A 14554-nucleotide genomic window follows, 5' to 3' on the forward strand; every position below is an offset into this window, starting at 1 on the left:
AACGAATCAGTCCAGGTAGTCGCGCAGTACCTGCGAACGCGACGGGTGACGCAGCTTGGACATGGTCTTGGACTCGATCTGACGGATCCGCTCGCGCGTGACGCCGTAGACCTGTCCGATCTCGTCGAGGGTGCGGGGTTGACCGTCCGTCAGGCCGAATCGCAGACGAACGACGCCTGCCTCGCGCTCGGACAGAGTCTCCAGGACAGACTGCAGCTGATCCTGGAGCAGCGTGAACGACACGGCGTCCACGGCAACGACGGCTTCGGAGTCCTCGATGAAGTCACCGAGCTGGCTGTCGCCTTCGTCACCGATCGTCTGGTCGAGCGAGATGGGCTCACGCGCGTACTGCTGGATTTCCAGCACCTTCTCCGGCGTGATGTCCATTTCCTTCGCGAGCTCTTCGGGAGTGGGTTCGCGACCCAGATCCTGGAGGAGCTCACGCTGGATGCGTCCGAGCTTGTTGATGACCTCGACCATGTGCACCGGAATGCGGATGGTGCGGGCCTGGTCGGCCATGGCCCGGGTGATGGCCTGACGGATCCACCACGTGGCGTACGTGGAGAACTTGTAGCCCTTGGTGTAGTCGAACTTCTCGACCGCGCGAATCAGACCGAGGTTGCCCTCCTGGATGAGGTCGAGGAACGCCATGCCACGGCCGGTGTAGCGCTTGGCCAGGGAGACGACGAGTCGAAGGTTCGCCTCGAGGAGGTGGTTCTTGGCGCGGTTGCCGTCACGGCAGATCCACGTCATGTCGCGACGCTGCGCAACGGGGAGCTTCTCGCCCTTCTCCGCGGACTCACGCATCTTCTCGACCGCGAACAGGCCTGCCTCGATACGCTTGGCCAGTTCGACTTCCTCTTCGGCGTTGAGGAGGGCGACCTTACCGATCTGCTTGAGGTACGCGCGGACGGAGTCGGCGGACGCGGTGAGCTCGGCGTCCTTGCGGGCCTGACGCAGCGCCTCGGATTCCTCTTCGTCCCAGACGAAGTCGCCGGACGCCTTGTCCTCGGCAGTCGGCTCGGCGGTGGCGTCTTCCTCGGTGTCGTCACCGGCGGCGACCACCTCGACGACATCGTTGGCGGCAGCGGCGAGGTCGCCCTCGGAGATGTCGATGTCCTCGATCCCGGGAGTGCTCTCGTCGGCGTCGTCGGAAGCCGGAGCAGCTGCTGTCTTCTTCGCTGCGGCCTTCTTCGCCGGGGCCTTCTTGGCTGCGGCACGCTTGGCCGGTGCCTTCTTTGCCGGTGCCTTCGCAGCGGGTGCCTTGACAGCAGGTGCAGGTGTCGCAGACTCGGTTTCGGAATCTACGGTCTGACGGATATCGGTGGCTGCCACGTACGCCCTTTCGTGACGAAGTCGTGCGGCGTCACGCCAGAGTTGTTTCCGGCGGAGAGGTCTTCGGATTCGGCCGGCTGCGTACCGGCACACACCATTGTAACGACCTCTCAGGAGTTTGTTACCGACCCTCGCCCTACGCAGGTGGCAACCCGCGTGTCAGCCCAGCGATCCCGCGGACGTACCGGTCTCGGCGGACGGTACGGCGGAGTCCGCTGCGAGTGCGGCACCGACGATCCCGGCAGTGTTCAGCAGGGTTGCCGGAACCACGGGTGTGCGATTGGTCAGGTGCGGAATCCACTTCTCGCTCTTGCGGCTGATGCCGCCGCCGGCGATGAAAAGATCCGGCCACAGCAGCGCCTCGAACGTCTCGAGAACCTTCGAGACCTCCTTGGCCCACTCCTTGTAGGACAGGCCCTGGTTCTCCTTCACCGACGACGCCGCACGATGCTCGGCCTCCTTGCCGTCGATCTCCATGTGGCCGAATTCGGTGTTGGGAAGCAGAACGCCGTTGTGCAGCACGGCCGAACCTATCCCGGTGCCGAACGTCAACAGCACGACGACGCCGTCCCTGCCCTTGCCGCCGCCGTACTTGTCCTCGGCCACTCCGGCTGCATCCGCATCGTTGAGCACGGTGACGTTCTCGGTGTCGATGGCCTTCGCGAACAGCGCGCGGGCGTCGGTGTCGATCCAGGACTTGTCGATGTTGGCGGCCGAGCGAGCGACACCGTTGGTCACCACCGCGGGCAGGGTGACGCCCACCGAGCCGGTCCACTCGAAGTGCGCGACGATCTCGGCCACGGTGCGCGCGACGGCATCGGGGGTCGACGGTTGCGGCGTCTCGATCTTGTAGCGGTCGCCGACGAGCTCACCGGTGCTCAAGTCCACGATTCCGCCCTTGATGCCGCTGCCGCCGACGTCGACGCCGAACCCGTGGCGCGCTGCCGCAGCGGTGGTGTTGTCCGAACCTGCCTGTGTCATGTGGATGCCGCTCCTGGCGTGATCGAATCCGTGTGATGCCGTCGGTTCCGAACAATAGTGTGTTTCGGCGTTCGCGGGACGGTGACGTCACCGGCGGTCGCTGCGGTGGTGCTCGAACGTCGGTGTGTGTTGCGATGTACGTGTGCCGAAACCAGACCGATCTCAGACCGACACCGCCAGTACACAATTGCCGGAAGAGCAGGTGGCAGCAGATGGATCGAACACCCGCGAGGTGGACGTGCTGCGCGAGGTCGCCGTACGGGTCGCGACGCGAGCCGCCGAGCACGTCAGGCGACGCCGCCCGGAGGTCTTCGGCGGCGAACCGATCGAGGGTGACGGCGCGGTGCAGTCGAAGAGCACGCCGACCGATCCGGTGACGATCGTGGACACCGAAACCGAGAGCGTCCTCCGCGAGCTGCTGGCGCGGCTTCGGCCGCAGGATGCCATTCTCGGCGAGGAGGAAGGCAGCGAGAACGACTCGCTCGACGGCGTGCGGTGGGTGCTCGACCCGATCGACGGAACCGTGAACTTCATGTACGGAATTCCGGCGTACGCGGTGTCGGTCGCGGTTCAGATCGACGGTGTCAGTGTTGCGGGGGCCGTGGTCGACGTCGCCCGCGAGCTCGTCTACTCGGCCGCTCTCGGGCGCGGGGCGACCGTGGAGCGAGCCGACGGTACCCAGGAGCAGCTGCACTGTTCGGGAGTCACCGATGTGTCGATGACGTTGTTGGCCACCGGATTCGGCTACGGATCCGGTCGTCGCGCGGTGCAGGGCGCGATCATTTCCGAACTGCTGCCTCAGGTGCGTGACATCCGCCGGATCGGTTCGGCTGCGCTCGATCTGTGCATGGTCGCGTCCGGAGTTGTCGACGCACACTTCGAGCACGGGCTCAGTCCGTGGGATTGGGCGGCGGGTGGGCTGATCGCAGCCGAGGCTGGCGCGACGGTCAGGCTGCCTGCTGCCGACAGCACCAGCGCTCAGGGTGCGGTGACGGTGGCCGCTGCCCCAGGTGTCTCGAACGCCTTCCTGGCGGTACTGCGCAGCGCGGGTGCACTCGATCCGATCCCCGGCTGACGCGCCGCCGGTCGGTCAGCAGCGCGATTCGCGTGCTGCCGAGAGCAGATCGGCGTCGAGTGGCGCAGGGGCGGCACCGGGTGCGGTACCGGCGAGCGTGCGCAACACTTCCTCGGCGTCGTCGTTGGGCTGGATCTCGCTGAAGTAGGTACCGAGAGCCAGATCGACCGAGTCGTCGGCGCGGGCATCCTGAATCAGTTCGGCGCACGGCGCGACCAGTGACACGGCACTGGCTGCCGCCAGGCCGGCCGGGCCGAACCGAATCTGGCCCTGGCACTGCATGTTCTGATCGACGTAGACCGGATCGTTGCCGACCTGGACGTCCGGTGCGCTGGCGAAACCGTAATCGATGAGCTGGGCGGCGACGAGAGCTGCCTGTCCGCGCTCACCGTTCGCGTTGAAGACGCGCACTTTCGACGCGGACAGGGCGGCAGGCTCGACGTCGAGCAGTGTCGTCGGGTCCACTTCTTCGCCGAGAGGTGCCGGCTGCGTCCCGTCCGTCGCGGCGGTGGTGGTGGGCACGTTGCATTCGGCCGTTGCGGAGGCGGCTTCGGAGGTGGTGAACACCTTGACCCACACCAGCACTCCGAGCAGGGCCAGCACGGCGAAGACCGCGATCATCGGAAACGCGCGGCGTCGACGGAACGGACGACCTCGACCGTCGACCGAATGGCCTTCGGTGATCAGAGAAACCACGGTGATCTTCGCCTTTCCGTCGGCAGTTGCCGAGACCGGTCCACAGAGTCGGTTCACACCGACGCGGTGCCTACTGTAGATGCCCGCGGTCGGTGGGGGCGGCACACTCGGCCGGCACCTACTCCGATCCCGTGCGCGACGCCCGATTCGGAGCCCGAAACCGGCGGCGAGAAGTGTTCTGCGATGCAAGGAATGAAGCCGCCCATCCCGGTGTTGTTGCGGCGTGCAGCCAGGTGAAGGACCAATCGGCGATTCGGTTTCTGCTTTGCGACCGGCTTCGGCTATTGTCTGGCGGCCGCGGTGCTTCAAGAATCGGACACCGGTGCACGATCGATCAGGTGAGCGAGGTCTCGATCGGGTTTCAACCGGCGAGTTCTGGGAACTACCCGGTGTAGTTTCGGGCACCGCGCGAAGACGAACGGTTTGAACAGATACGAACATCGGTGGGAGCGAGCAAGCGCCCTCTTCACAGCCGACGGCCACAAGCCGACCACATCGGCAGCTTTCACCACACACACGCACGAAGATGAGGGGTACGAAGACAATGGCAACCGACTACGACGCACCGAGAAGAACAGAATCCGACGATGTGTCGGAGGACTCGCTGGAAGAACTGAAGGCCCGACGCAACGAGGCTCAGTCCGCCGTGGTGGACGTGGACGAATCCGACACCGCGGAGTCGTTCGAGCTGCCGGGTGCAGATCTGTCCGGCGAGGAGCTGTCGGTTCGGGTCGTTCCCAAGCAGGCCGACGAGTTCACCTGCTCGAGCTGCTTCCTGGTCCATCACCGCAGCCGGCTGGCCAGTGACGCCAACGGTGTACTGATGTGCCGCGACTGCGCGGCGTGACCTTTTCCACACAGACCTGATCCAGCGGGTCAGGTCTGTGTCGACGGTTCCGACCGTCGATCGACGGATGGATCAGCGCGCTTCGACGCCGTGCGCGGTCAGGACTGCCAGCAGCTCTTCGGGGCGCTTGGTACTGACGAGCCAGTAGGGCGTCGGATCGTCCGGGTCGTCGAGGACCACGATCACCATCTGTTTCACCCAGGTGCGGTGCTGCACGAAGGCCAATGGATCGAGTTGCCTTCCCAGCGCCGCACTTTTTGCTGTCGCGGGAACGATCGCGGCCTTGGATGCCACATCGAGTGGCAGATGAGCAGACCCGACGCGTAGCTCGGTGCCGGTCGCACCGGTGCCCACCTCGACGCGCAGCCTGCTGAAGGCGAACAACGCCCAGGCGATCAGCGGGAGCAACACGACGTAGGGCAGCCAGGCCCGGATGCCCGGTGCCCCCATGTGGATCTCCGCAGCCAGCAAGACCGCCACGGCCGCACCCGCCGCCCACCACCAGATCGGCACCCAGAGTCGCTCCGAGTACAGCACGGAGTTCGCGGGTGCCGAGGAACCCGTGTGGGGAGTGGAGTCGCCGGACTCCGACGCGTGTTCGGCCTGTCGATCTGCAGTCACGAGTCCCAGGGTAGTCGCCACACCGAGACGGAAGCCGGCCAGCGTAGTCTCGTACGACGTGAGCGACGAAGTCACCGAGTCCGGCAGCGAACCATCCGTCGATCGACCCACCATCCCGCGCCTGCCTTCCGATCCGGTGTCCGAGGTCCTGGTACGCCGGCTCGATCCCGAGCTTCCGGTGCCGACGCGTGCGCACGACGGTGATGCGGGCGTGGATCTGCGAATCACGGCTCCGGTGACCATCGCACCGGGCGAACGCGTCCTGGTGGGGACCGGAATCGCGATCGCTCTCCCGTTGGGAACCGTCGGGCTGGTGCATCCGCGGTCGGGGTTGGCGGCGAAGTCGGGCCTGTCGGTGGTCAACACCCCGGGCACCATCGATGCCGGCTATCGCGGGGAGATCAAGGTCTGTCTGATCAACCACGACCTGCACACTTCGATCGAACTCGAGCGCGGCGACCGCGTCGCCCAACTGATCGTGCAGCGAGTCGAGTTGGTGACGTTCGTCGAGGTGGACGAGTTGGACGACACCGTTCGAGGGGCCGGTGGTCACGGTTCGACCGGTGGCCATGCGAGTCTGAAGCAGTGAGTTCCGCCACGACGTTCACCGGTGGCAGGCACAGTGGAAGCAACCGAGAAGAAGAGAGCTGAACATGTTCGGACGGCGTAAGAAGAACGACGCCGGCAGTGCCTCCGCGCCCGGTGCGGAGCCATTCGTCGACAGCGTCGAAGACGAAGACGACGATGTCGAGGCCGCGGACACGACCGCAGACGGGCCCCACGATCTCGAGGACCTCGACGACGATCGCGAGACCGTCGCCAAGACCCGACTCGACCTCGGCTCGGTGCTGATTCCGCTGCCGGAGGGCGGTCAACTCCAGGTCGAGATGTCGCAGGCCGGTAGCCCGCAGGCAGTGCACATCGTGACGCAGTTCGGGCGCATCACCATCGCTGCCTACGCGGCACCCAAATCGCCCGGTCAGTGGCGCGAGGTGGCAGCCGATCTGGCGTCGTCTCTGCGCAACGACAAGGCCGAGACGACGGTCGAGACGGGTCCGTGGGGACGCGAACTCCTCGGTGTCACGGCCAACGCCGACCTCCGCTTCATCGGAGTCGACGGCTATCGCTGGATGGTCCGCTGCGTGCTGGCGGGTCCGTCGGGTGCGGTGGGCGAGGGCCAACCGCTCGTGCGGCTGGCGCACACGATCCTTCGGCAGACCGTGGTGGATCGGGGTACCGAGCCGCATCCCGTTCGGACCCCGTTGCCGGTGGTGTTGCCGCAGGTACTGGCCGAGCAACTTGCTGCAGCCGCGCAGCAGCAGGCGGCCGCTCAGCAGAACGCTGCGCAACAGGCCGCGCCGCCCCAGGCCGCGGTACCCACCGCCGAACCTGTTGTGCCGCAGCAGGATTCGACGCCGCAGCCGACCGCCGCCGAGCGTGACCGCGCGCCGCGTCGGGGCGCGTCGGGATCGGCGATTCAGCAGCTGGGCGGCTGAGCCTGCGGACCGTCGAGACCGTCGACCGCCGCTCGGCCGAGGCATCCCGGGTCGCTGCCGATGTCGTCCAGGGTCACGGTGCGCAGCGCGCAGTTCGGTAGCGCCCGCGCCCACTGTCGAGCCACCTCGATCGGATGGACCGCATCGTCCACTGCGCCCACGACGACGGCAGGCAGCTCCAGCCGAGCGAGCTCGTCGAGTTCGGGGCTGCGGTGGCGAGCCGCCTCGTCCAGCGCGTCCGGAAGCGCGGGCCACTGGGCAGCCCATGACCTCCGCAGCGTGCGCGCGAGCCACGGCGGGCTCGACGCTGCCATTGCCGCGGTGACGGCGTCGAGCCCCTGTTCACGCAGGGATCGAGCGGTGAACTCCGCGCTCAGGGCCGCGGGGGAGCCGGCCGGGTCTCCGGTCCACGCCGGGAGCGCGAGTGCAACAGCCGCAGTGTTCGATGCGTGGTCTGCGGCCCATCGAACCGCTACCGCGGCCCCGAGGGATATCCCCGCGATCACGATGTGTCCGTGTCGGTGCGCAGCGTCGTCGAGGGCGTTCAGGTAGCTCTCGACCACCGCGGCCGGGTCGGGTTCGACCGCGATGGTGGTCAATCCCACACTCTCGAATGCGGCCGAGAACGCGTCGGCGGCGAACCGGGCATCGGACCCCGTTCCCGGTAGAACGATCGCGGTGCGGGTGTCGAATCGGCTGTGCACGACACGATTGTGCACGCCTTCCGACACCTCCGTAGCGGCGGTTGGTCAGCGTGACACTTCGGGTCTACAGTGGCGAAGTACCCACCCTGACGAGGGAACGACCCCCACCGCTGGAGCGCACAATGGCACCCGCTGCCGCAGGATACTTTCGCCGCTTGACGCGGAAGTTGACAGAGGACATCGATCAACTCGATGCCGAGGAGATGGCCGAAACCTCCGAAGCCTCCGGGGCTCGGCGAGCGTGCGACTGCTTGCGAGGCGAGGAAGTCACCATGCTCGGTCGGTTGCGTAGCGTCGAAGCCTGTTCGAAGGCGGCCAATGCGAACATCGAAGCCGAGTTCTTCGACGGCACCGACACGGTGACGCTGCTCTGGATCGGGCGCCGCAAGATCGCCGGCATCGAGCCCGGCAAGACTCTGCTCGTGCGCGGGCGTGTCGGCGAACGAGACGGACGCAAGATCGTCTACAACCCCTACTACGAACTGCGCGACGACAGCTGATCGTCGCCGGTATGGCACTCTCGTTGTCGTGACCAACAGCGACGATTCCGTGCCGCCCACGCCGACATCGAACACGCCGGAACCCACAACCGACGCGTCGACCACGGACCGCGTCGAGAAGGTGGCTCCCACCGTCCTCGAACAGCTCGGCGGTCTGAGCGGGCTCGTCTACTCCACCTTGCCCGTCGTCGTGTTCGTTCCGGTGAACAGCTACGTCAACCTGTCGGTCGCCCTCTGGTCCGCTCTGGGAGTTGCCGCCGCGGTGTTGGTGTGGCGCTTGGTTCGTCGTAGCCCGATTCAACCCGCCATCTCGGGATTCTTCGGAGTCGGGATCTGCGCGTTCATTGCATACCGGACGGGAGATGCCAAGGGCTACTTCCTGTTCGGCATCTACACCTCGCTCGCCTACGGTGCGGCTTTCGTGTTGTCGGTGCTCGCGCGCTGGCCGTTGGTCGGCATCATCTGGGGATACCTCAACGGCAAGGGAACGTCGTGGCGTGGCCACCGGTCGGCTGTGCGCTACTACGACGTGGCCACCATCGCCTGGGCATCGGTGTTCGGTGCTCGATACATCGTTCAGTCGCAGCTCTACGACTCCGACCAGACGGGCTGGCTCGCCGTCGCCCGCATCGGCATGGGCTGGCCGCTGACGGGAGTGGCGCTGTTGGTCACGCTCTGGGCCGTGCGTGCTGCCGATCGCGCGCTCGACGCTGCGTCGAGCGCGAACCGCAGTCGGGATCGGCTGTCGTCAGATCAGGCCGACAGCGGAGCGTAGTTCGTTCTCCACCTCTTTGGCCGCGACGAACAGCAGCTCGTCGCCGCCTTCGAGCGGATCGTCGTGCTGTGGAACGATCACTCGACCGCCGCGCAGAATCGTCACCAACGCTGCGTCCCTGGGTAATTGGAGCTTGCGGACCGGCTTTCCTGCCAGGGGAGTGTTCTCCGGCAGCGTGATCTCGACGAGGTTCGCCTGACCCTTGCGGAACGTCATCAGGTGAACGAGGTCGCCTACCGACACGGCTTCTTCGACCAGGGACGCGAGCATTCGCGGCGTCGACACCGCGACGTCGACGCCCCAGGCGGCATCGAACAGCCACTCGTTGCGTGGATCGTTGACCCTGGCCACCACGCGATTGACGCCGAACTCGGTCTTGGCCAGCAGGCTGAGCACCAGGTTCGCCTTGTCGTCACCGGTGGCAGCGATCACCACGTCGTAATTCTCGAGGTGGGCGGCTTCGAGCAGACTCAACTCGCACGCGTCGGCCAGCACCCATTCCGCTTCCGGGATGGCGGCCTGATCGACGTGGTCGAGTTTGCGTTCGAGGAGCATCACATCGTGTTCGCTGCGGATCAATTCGCGTGCGATGGATCGGCCGACTGCGCCGGCTCCGGCGATAGCGACTTTCATGGCTTCCCGTTCGGGTCGATGGGGGAGGTGGGGAATGTGCGCGCGTGCATCAGTCGTCCGACGGCGGCGGGTTGCCCGCCAGTGCAATGGCTTCGGCGACAGTTCCCGAGACCGCGGCGACGTACACCTCGTCACCGGCTTGGATCACGGTGCGCTTGTCCGGTAGCAGTCCGCTGCCGAAACGGATGACGAACGCGGCCCGCGAGTTGGTGGCTTCCTCGAGTACCGAGAGCTTCTTGCCTATCCAGGCGTCGTGGAAGTCGAGCAGGACGACGGCGACGCTGCCCGACGGATCGCGCCACTTGGTGGTGGGGTCGTCGCGCAGCAGGTTGTGCAGAAAACGATCGGTGGCCCAGGGGACGGTGGCGACGGTCGGGATGCCGAGGCGTTCGTAGACGGCGGCGCGCTTGGCGTCGTAGATCCTCGCGACCACTTTGTCGACGCCGAACGTCTCTCGTGCGACGCGGGCGGAGATAATGTTGGAGTTGTCGCCGGACGACACGGCCGCGAAGGCCTCGGCTTTCTCGATTCCCGCGCTCACCAACACATCTCGGTCGAACCCCATGCCGACGACGCGATGTCCGGCGAAGTCGGGTTCCAGACGCAGAAAGGCTGTTTCGTCGCGGTCGATGATCGCTACCTCGTGTCCGATGCGTTCGAGCGCCCCGGCCAGCGATGCGCCGACGCGGCCACATCCCATCACAACTACGTACAACGCCCAGCTCCGTCCCGATCTCGATGGTCGACCACTGCCGACCGACACTGCCATGACCGGCAGGCGTGCACCAACGTATCGGGGGATCGGCCACCGTACGGATCGAGGGTGCGCTCCGACGCAGTTTCGGGCGCGTGGTTGAGACGCCCGTGGGAGGACGGCCTACGCTTCTGTGCGTGTCCAAGGTCTCGACTGCCGCCAAGCGGCTAGTGCTCGGTAAGCCGTTCCGCAGCGACAAGCTCGGTCATACGTTGCTTCCCAAGCGGATCGCGTTGCCGGTGTTCGCCTCGGACGCCATGTCGTCGGTTGCGTATGCACCCGAGGAGATCTTTCTGGTGCTGTCGGTCGCGGGCATCTCGGCAGTCGCGTTCACCCCGTGGATCGGTCTCGCCGTCTGCGTGGTGATGGCCGTCGTCGTGGCCAGCTACCGACAGAACGTGCATGCCTATCCCTCCGGAGGTGGTGACTACGAGGTCGCGACCACCAACCTGGGCCCCGCAGCCGGATTGACGGTCGGCAGCGCACTGTTGGTCGACTACGTGTTGACCGTGGCCGTGTCCATTTCGGCGGCCGCGTCGAACATCGGGTCCGCGGTGCCGTTCGTGGCCCAGCACAAGGTGCTGTTCGCCGTCGTGGCCATCGTCCTGGTCACCTCCGTCAATCTCCGCGGCATCCGGGAGTCCGGAACTGCGTTCGCCATCCCGACGTACGCTTTCATGGGTGGCATGGTCCTGATGCTGGGGTGGGGCCTGTTCCGGGTCTACGTTCTCGGCGACGACATCCATGCCGAGTCGGCGGCCTTCGATCTGCGGGCCGAGGATTCCCACCTGTACGGCATCGCGTTCGCCTTCCTCATCGCGCGAGCGTTCTCGTCCGGTTGTGCGGCACTGACCGGGGTGGAGGCGATCAGCAACGGGGTACCGGCATTCGAGAAGCCGAAGTCGCGCAACGCCGCGACGACGCTGCTGCTGCTCGGAGTCATCGGGATCACACTGCTGATGGGCATCATCCTGCTCGCGCAGAAGATCGGCATCAAATACGCGATGGATCCCGAATACCAACTCGTCGGAGCGCCGGAGGGCTACCAACAGAAGACGCTCATCGCGCAGTTGGCGGAGGCGGTCTTCAGCGGATTCCCCATCGGGTTCTTCTTCATCACCACCGTCACGGCCCTCATTCTCGTTCTTGCGGCCAACACTGCGTTCAACGGTTTCCCGGTCCTGGGTTCGGTGCTGGCACAGGATCGGTATCTGCCGCGCCAATTGCACACTCGCGGTGACCGCCTGGCCTTCAGCAACGGCATCCTCTTCCTGTCCGGAGCCGCGATCGCCTTCGTCGTCGTGTTCGGCGCCGAGGTCACCAAGCTCATTCAGCTCTACATCGTCGGTGTGTTCGTCTCGTTCACCCTCAGTCAGACCGGCATGGTTCGGCACTGGACGCGGCTGTTGGCCACCGAGACCGATCCCGAGCAACGCCGGCGCATGCAGCGCTCGCGGGTGGTCAACGGTGTCGGTCTCGGCATGACCGGAACGGTGCTGGTCATCGTGTTGATCACCAAGTTCGCCGCCGGTGCGTGGATCGCGATCGTGGCGATGGTGGCGATCTTCGTCCTGATGCGCATGATCAGAAAGCACTACGACACCGTGGCCCGTGAACTCGAGAACGAGGAATGGGACGGAGTGCTGCCCAGCCGGACGCACTCGATCGTGTTGGTCTCGAAGCTGCACATGCCGACCCTGCGCGCGTTGGCGTACGCCAGGGCGACCAGGCCCGACACGCTCGAGGCGGTGACCGTCAACGTCGACGAAGCCGACACGCGCGCGCTGGTCAGGGAGTGGGAGGCGAGTGACGTCACGGTGCCGCTCAAGGTCGTCGAGTCGCCGTACCGAGAGGTCACCAAACCGGTTCTCGATTACGTCAAGCGAGTTCGCCGCGATTCGCCTCGGGACGTCGTCACGGTCTTCATTCCCGAGTACGTGGTCGGTCACTGGTGGGAGCAGGTTCTGCACAATCAGAGCGCGCTGCGACTCAAATCCCGACTGCTGTTCCAGCCGGGCGTGATGGTCACCAGCGTGCCGTGGCAGCTTCGGTCGTCCGAGAAGGCCAAGCGTGAGGTGCTCGGCAATGCGCCCGGTGCGTCGCGTCGCGGCTACGAGCCTCCGGCCGGCAAGTGAGCGAGAGTTGGTTCGGGCTGCTGCTCGAGGTCGAATTGGGCGCGCCAGGGCACGGCGGGTTCTGTGTGGCCCGCCACGACGGCCGGGTGATGTTCGTGCGTCACGGATTGCCCGGTGAACGGGTCCTGGCCAAGGTGACCGAGGACCGGGGCGGATCGTTCTGTCGCGCCGATGCCGTGGAGATTCTGTCTGCCTCTCCGGACCGGGTGGACGCGCGCTGTCCCATCTCCGGACCCGGCGGCTCGGGCTGCTGCGATTACTCCCACGCGAGTGCCGATGCCGGACGGCGATTGAAGTCCTTCGTCGTCGCCGAACAACTTCGCCGCGTCGCCGGAATCGAGCGTGAGGTGCAGGTGGAGGAACTACCGGGGTCCGGCGACGGCACCGGGTGGCGAACCCGTGTGCGACTCGCCGTGGATTCCGGCGGACGGCCCGGCTATCACCGCTATCGCAGTAGCTCGATCGTCACCGAACTCACGTGTCCGCAAATGGATTCCGCGGCCTTCGAGGGTCTGGCGGATCAGCAATGGCGGCCGGGTGCCGAGCTGCAGGTGGTGCTCGACGGGGAAGGTGAGCGGCACGTGGTGGAGATCGCGCCTGCGCAGCTTTCGCCCACCGGACGCCGATCGCCGGGGCGTCGTGGCGCGGCCGCGCGTCGGGCTGCGTCGTCGCGGTCCCGGCCGGAGAAGGCCGTGATCGGATCGGGTCGGGTCACCGAACACGTCTCGAACAGGGCGTGGACCCTCGACGCCACCGGATTCTGGCAGGCCCACCGCGGCGCGCCGCAGGTGTACACCGACGTTGTGGGGGACTGGGCGGACGCCACAGCCGGTGACGGTGCGTGGGATCTGTACGGCGGTGTCGGTGTGTTCGCCGCCGCGCTGGCCGATCGGGTGGGTCCGAGCGGCCGAGTCACCAGCGTCGAATTCTCCCGTCGCGCCGCCGAGGACGGCCGTTCGGCGCTGCAGGATCTACCGCAGGTCTCGTTCGTGCCGGGTCGGGTCGAGCGGTCGTTCGAGACGTTGACCGAGCCGGCGGCGGTTGCGGTGCTCGATCCACCTCGGGCGGGTGCCGGACGGGACGTGATCGATGCCCTCGCCGTCAGGTCTCCGCGTTCGGTGGTGCACATCGGATGTGATCCGGCCTCGTTCGCACGGGATGTGAGCTTGTATCGAGCTGCGGGATACGAATTGATCGACATGCGCGCATTCGACGCCTTTCCTTCGACCAGCCACGTCGAATGCATCGGCCGTTTCGTTCGTCGGTGAGGGCGGCGACCGATCAGGCCCGGTACGCAACTTCGGCGACCGGGGCGAAGGTGTGCGTGGGAACGGTCACGATGCGCTGTGCGCCGCAGGTGCACCCCTGATATCCGACGAGTCCCTCGCTCGTGTCGTGGGTGGAGTGGGTGGTCCAGGTGTGTGTGGTGTGTTCGGTGTGCATGCGTCCATCGTGATGTAATGGTCTTGTGCACATCAACCCTTACGGTGAATATGCGGTGAAACTCGGTATCGACCTGCTCAATTCACCGCCCACGTCGGCGACCGAACTGGGCAACCGCTGCGTCGACGCCGGCCTCGTACCGGACTGGACAGCAACCGACGCCGATCTTCTCGACACCCTCGAGTTCCTGCGTGACTGGGCCCGTGTGGTGGATGCAACCACCGAGAACGATCGGGCCGACGAGCTCAATGTGCTGCTGGCACAGGCGTCGGCGTACCCGCGGCTGACCAACCATGCCGACGACGGCTGGCACATGCACTATCGCGATCCCAACATCGCACTCGGCGGCGTCATCAGGGCCTTGGTCAGCGTAGGCACAGCGTTGCATCTGACCGGACGCGGAATGTCTCGCCTCGATCGCTGCGCCGCCGCCGACTGCACGCTCGCGTTCGCCGACACCTCGAGGACAGGCAGGCAACGCTACTGCGGAACGGTGTGCTCCAATCGCGACGCGGTCCGCAGGCATCGAGCACGCGCGGCCTCGTGATCGAGGCGATGC

General features: G+C 66.1%; 17 protein-coding genes. 9 read left to right on the forward strand and 8 right to left on the reverse strand.

Going from position 1 to position 14554, the window contains the following annotated elements:
- Positions 1-6: 6 nt before the first annotated feature.
- Together AB0362_RS02000 and ppgK are read right to left on the reverse strand one after the other, a co-directional pair.
- Positions 7-1335, reverse strand: coding sequence for an RNA polymerase sigma factor (locus tag AB0362_RS02000; RefSeq protein WP_068050647.1), 1329 nt, complete (start codon positions 1333-1335; stop codon positions 7-9).
- Positions 1336-1494: 159 nt separating this feature from the next.
- Positions 1495-2316: a polyphosphate--glucose phosphotransferase gene (ppgK, locus tag AB0362_RS02005; RefSeq protein ID WP_317809460.1), complete on the reverse strand. Its 822-nt coding sequence runs from the start codon at positions 2314-2316 to the stop codon at positions 1495-1497.
- A 232-nt stretch (positions 2317-2548) separates the two neighbouring features.
- Here ppgK and AB0362_RS02010 point away from each other — a divergent pair, with 232 nt between their 5' ends.
- Complete coding sequence (locus AB0362_RS02010; RefSeq protein WP_094688905.1) at positions 2549-3391, forward strand: inositol monophosphatase family protein; 843 nt, start codon at positions 2549-2551, stop codon at positions 3389-3391.
- A 15-nt stretch (positions 3392-3406) separates the two neighbouring features.
- Here AB0362_RS02010 and cei read toward each other — a convergent pair whose 3' ends face one another.
- The gene (cei, locus tag AB0362_RS02015; protein ID WP_068050645.1) at positions 3407-4087 is read right to left on the reverse strand and encodes an envelope integrity protein Cei; all 681 of its coding nucleotides are present in this window, start codon (positions 4085-4087) and stop codon (positions 3407-3409) included.
- Between the two features lie 544 nt (positions 4088-4631).
- Here cei and AB0362_RS02020 point away from each other — a divergent pair.
- On the forward strand, positions 4632-4934 hold the full coding sequence (locus tag AB0362_RS02020) for a DUF4193 domain-containing protein (RefSeq protein WP_027496891.1): 303 nt from the start codon (positions 4632-4634) through the stop codon (positions 4932-4934).
- 72 nt (positions 4935-5006) lie between these two features.
- On the opposite strand, the gene AB0362_RS02025 is transcribed toward AB0362_RS02020, so the two are convergent.
- On the reverse strand, positions 5007-5471 hold the full coding sequence (locus tag AB0362_RS02025; protein WP_068050644.1) for a DUF3093 domain-containing protein: 465 nt from the start codon (positions 5469-5471) through the stop codon (positions 5007-5009).
- Positions 5472-5691: 220 nt separating this feature from the next.
- Here AB0362_RS02025 and dut point away from each other — a divergent pair, with 220 nt between their 5' ends.
- Both dut and AB0362_RS02035 read left to right on the forward strand, forming a co-directional pair.
- On the forward strand, positions 5692-6144 hold the full coding sequence (gene dut / locus AB0362_RS02030; protein WP_317809480.1) for a dUTP diphosphatase: 453 nt from the start codon (positions 5692-5694) through the stop codon (positions 6142-6144).
- Positions 6145-6208: 64 nt separating this feature from the next.
- Complete coding sequence (locus AB0362_RS02035; RefSeq protein WP_300521800.1) at positions 6209-7051, forward strand: DUF3710 domain-containing protein; 843 nt, start codon at positions 6209-6211, stop codon at positions 7049-7051.
- Here the strand turns inward: AB0362_RS02035 and AB0362_RS02040 are convergent.
- The gene (locus tag AB0362_RS02040) at positions 7033-7755 is read right to left on the reverse strand and encodes an alpha/beta fold hydrolase (RefSeq protein WP_317784259.1); all 723 of its coding nucleotides are present in this window, start codon (positions 7753-7755) and stop codon (positions 7033-7035) included. The two genes, AB0362_RS02035 and AB0362_RS02040, sit on opposite strands and share 19 nt — an antisense overlap.
- A 122-nt stretch (positions 7756-7877) precedes the next feature.
- Here AB0362_RS02040 and AB0362_RS02045 point away from each other — a divergent pair, with 122 nt between their 5' ends.
- Both AB0362_RS02045 and AB0362_RS02050 read left to right on the forward strand, forming a co-directional pair.
- Positions 7878-8255, forward strand: coding sequence for an OB-fold nucleic acid binding domain-containing protein (locus AB0362_RS02045; RefSeq protein WP_068050637.1), 378 nt, complete (start codon positions 7878-7880; stop codon positions 8253-8255).
- A 121-nt stretch (positions 8256-8376) separates the two neighbouring features.
- On the forward strand, positions 8377-9030 hold the full coding sequence (locus AB0362_RS02050) for a DUF3159 domain-containing protein (RefSeq protein ID WP_366234967.1): 654 nt from the start codon (positions 8377-8379) through the stop codon (positions 9028-9030).
- On the opposite strand, the gene AB0362_RS02055 is transcribed toward AB0362_RS02050, so the two are convergent.
- Together AB0362_RS02055 and AB0362_RS02060 are read right to left on the reverse strand one after the other, a co-directional pair.
- A complete protein-coding gene (locus AB0362_RS02055; RefSeq protein ID WP_068050636.1) occupies positions 9004-9663 on the reverse strand; it encodes a TrkA family potassium uptake protein in 660 nt (219 codons plus the stop codon). The two genes, AB0362_RS02050 and AB0362_RS02055, sit on opposite strands and share 27 nt — an antisense overlap.
- Before the next feature lie 49 nt (positions 9664-9712).
- On the reverse strand, positions 9713-10378 hold the full coding sequence (locus AB0362_RS02060) for a TrkA family potassium uptake protein (RefSeq protein WP_188078627.1): 666 nt from the start codon (positions 10376-10378) through the stop codon (positions 9713-9715).
- A 176-nt stretch (positions 10379-10554) separates the two neighbouring features.
- Between AB0362_RS02060 and AB0362_RS02065 the strand changes: the two genes are divergently transcribed.
- Entirely contained in the window at positions 10555-12552 is a 1998-nt protein-coding gene (locus AB0362_RS02065; protein ID WP_068050635.1) for an APC family permease, read from the forward strand.
- Positions 12549-13820, forward strand: a complete 1272-nt coding sequence (locus AB0362_RS02070; protein ID WP_366234715.1) for a TRAM domain-containing protein — start codon at positions 12549-12551, stop codon at positions 13818-13820. Before AB0362_RS02065 ends, AB0362_RS02070 begins: the two co-directional genes overlap by 4 nt.
- Before the next feature lie 13 nt (positions 13821-13833).
- Here AB0362_RS02070 and AB0362_RS02075 read toward each other — a convergent pair whose 3' ends face one another.
- Complete coding sequence (locus AB0362_RS02075; protein WP_179272008.1) at positions 13834-13995, reverse strand: hypothetical protein; 162 nt, start codon at positions 13993-13995, stop codon at positions 13834-13836.
- Between the two features lie 25 nt (positions 13996-14020).
- Between AB0362_RS02075 and AB0362_RS02080 the strand changes: the two genes are divergently transcribed.
- Positions 14021-14542, forward strand: a complete 522-nt coding sequence (locus AB0362_RS02080; protein ID WP_366234716.1) for a CGNR zinc finger domain-containing protein — start codon at positions 14021-14023, stop codon at positions 14540-14542.
- The last annotated feature ends 12 nt before the right edge of the window (positions 14543-14554 follow it).

Origin of the sequence: Rhodococcus sp. NPDC079359 (assembly GCF_040702585.1) — a bacterium.
Lineage (GTDB): Bacteria > Actinomycetota > Actinomycetes > Mycobacteriales > Mycobacteriaceae > Rhodococcoides.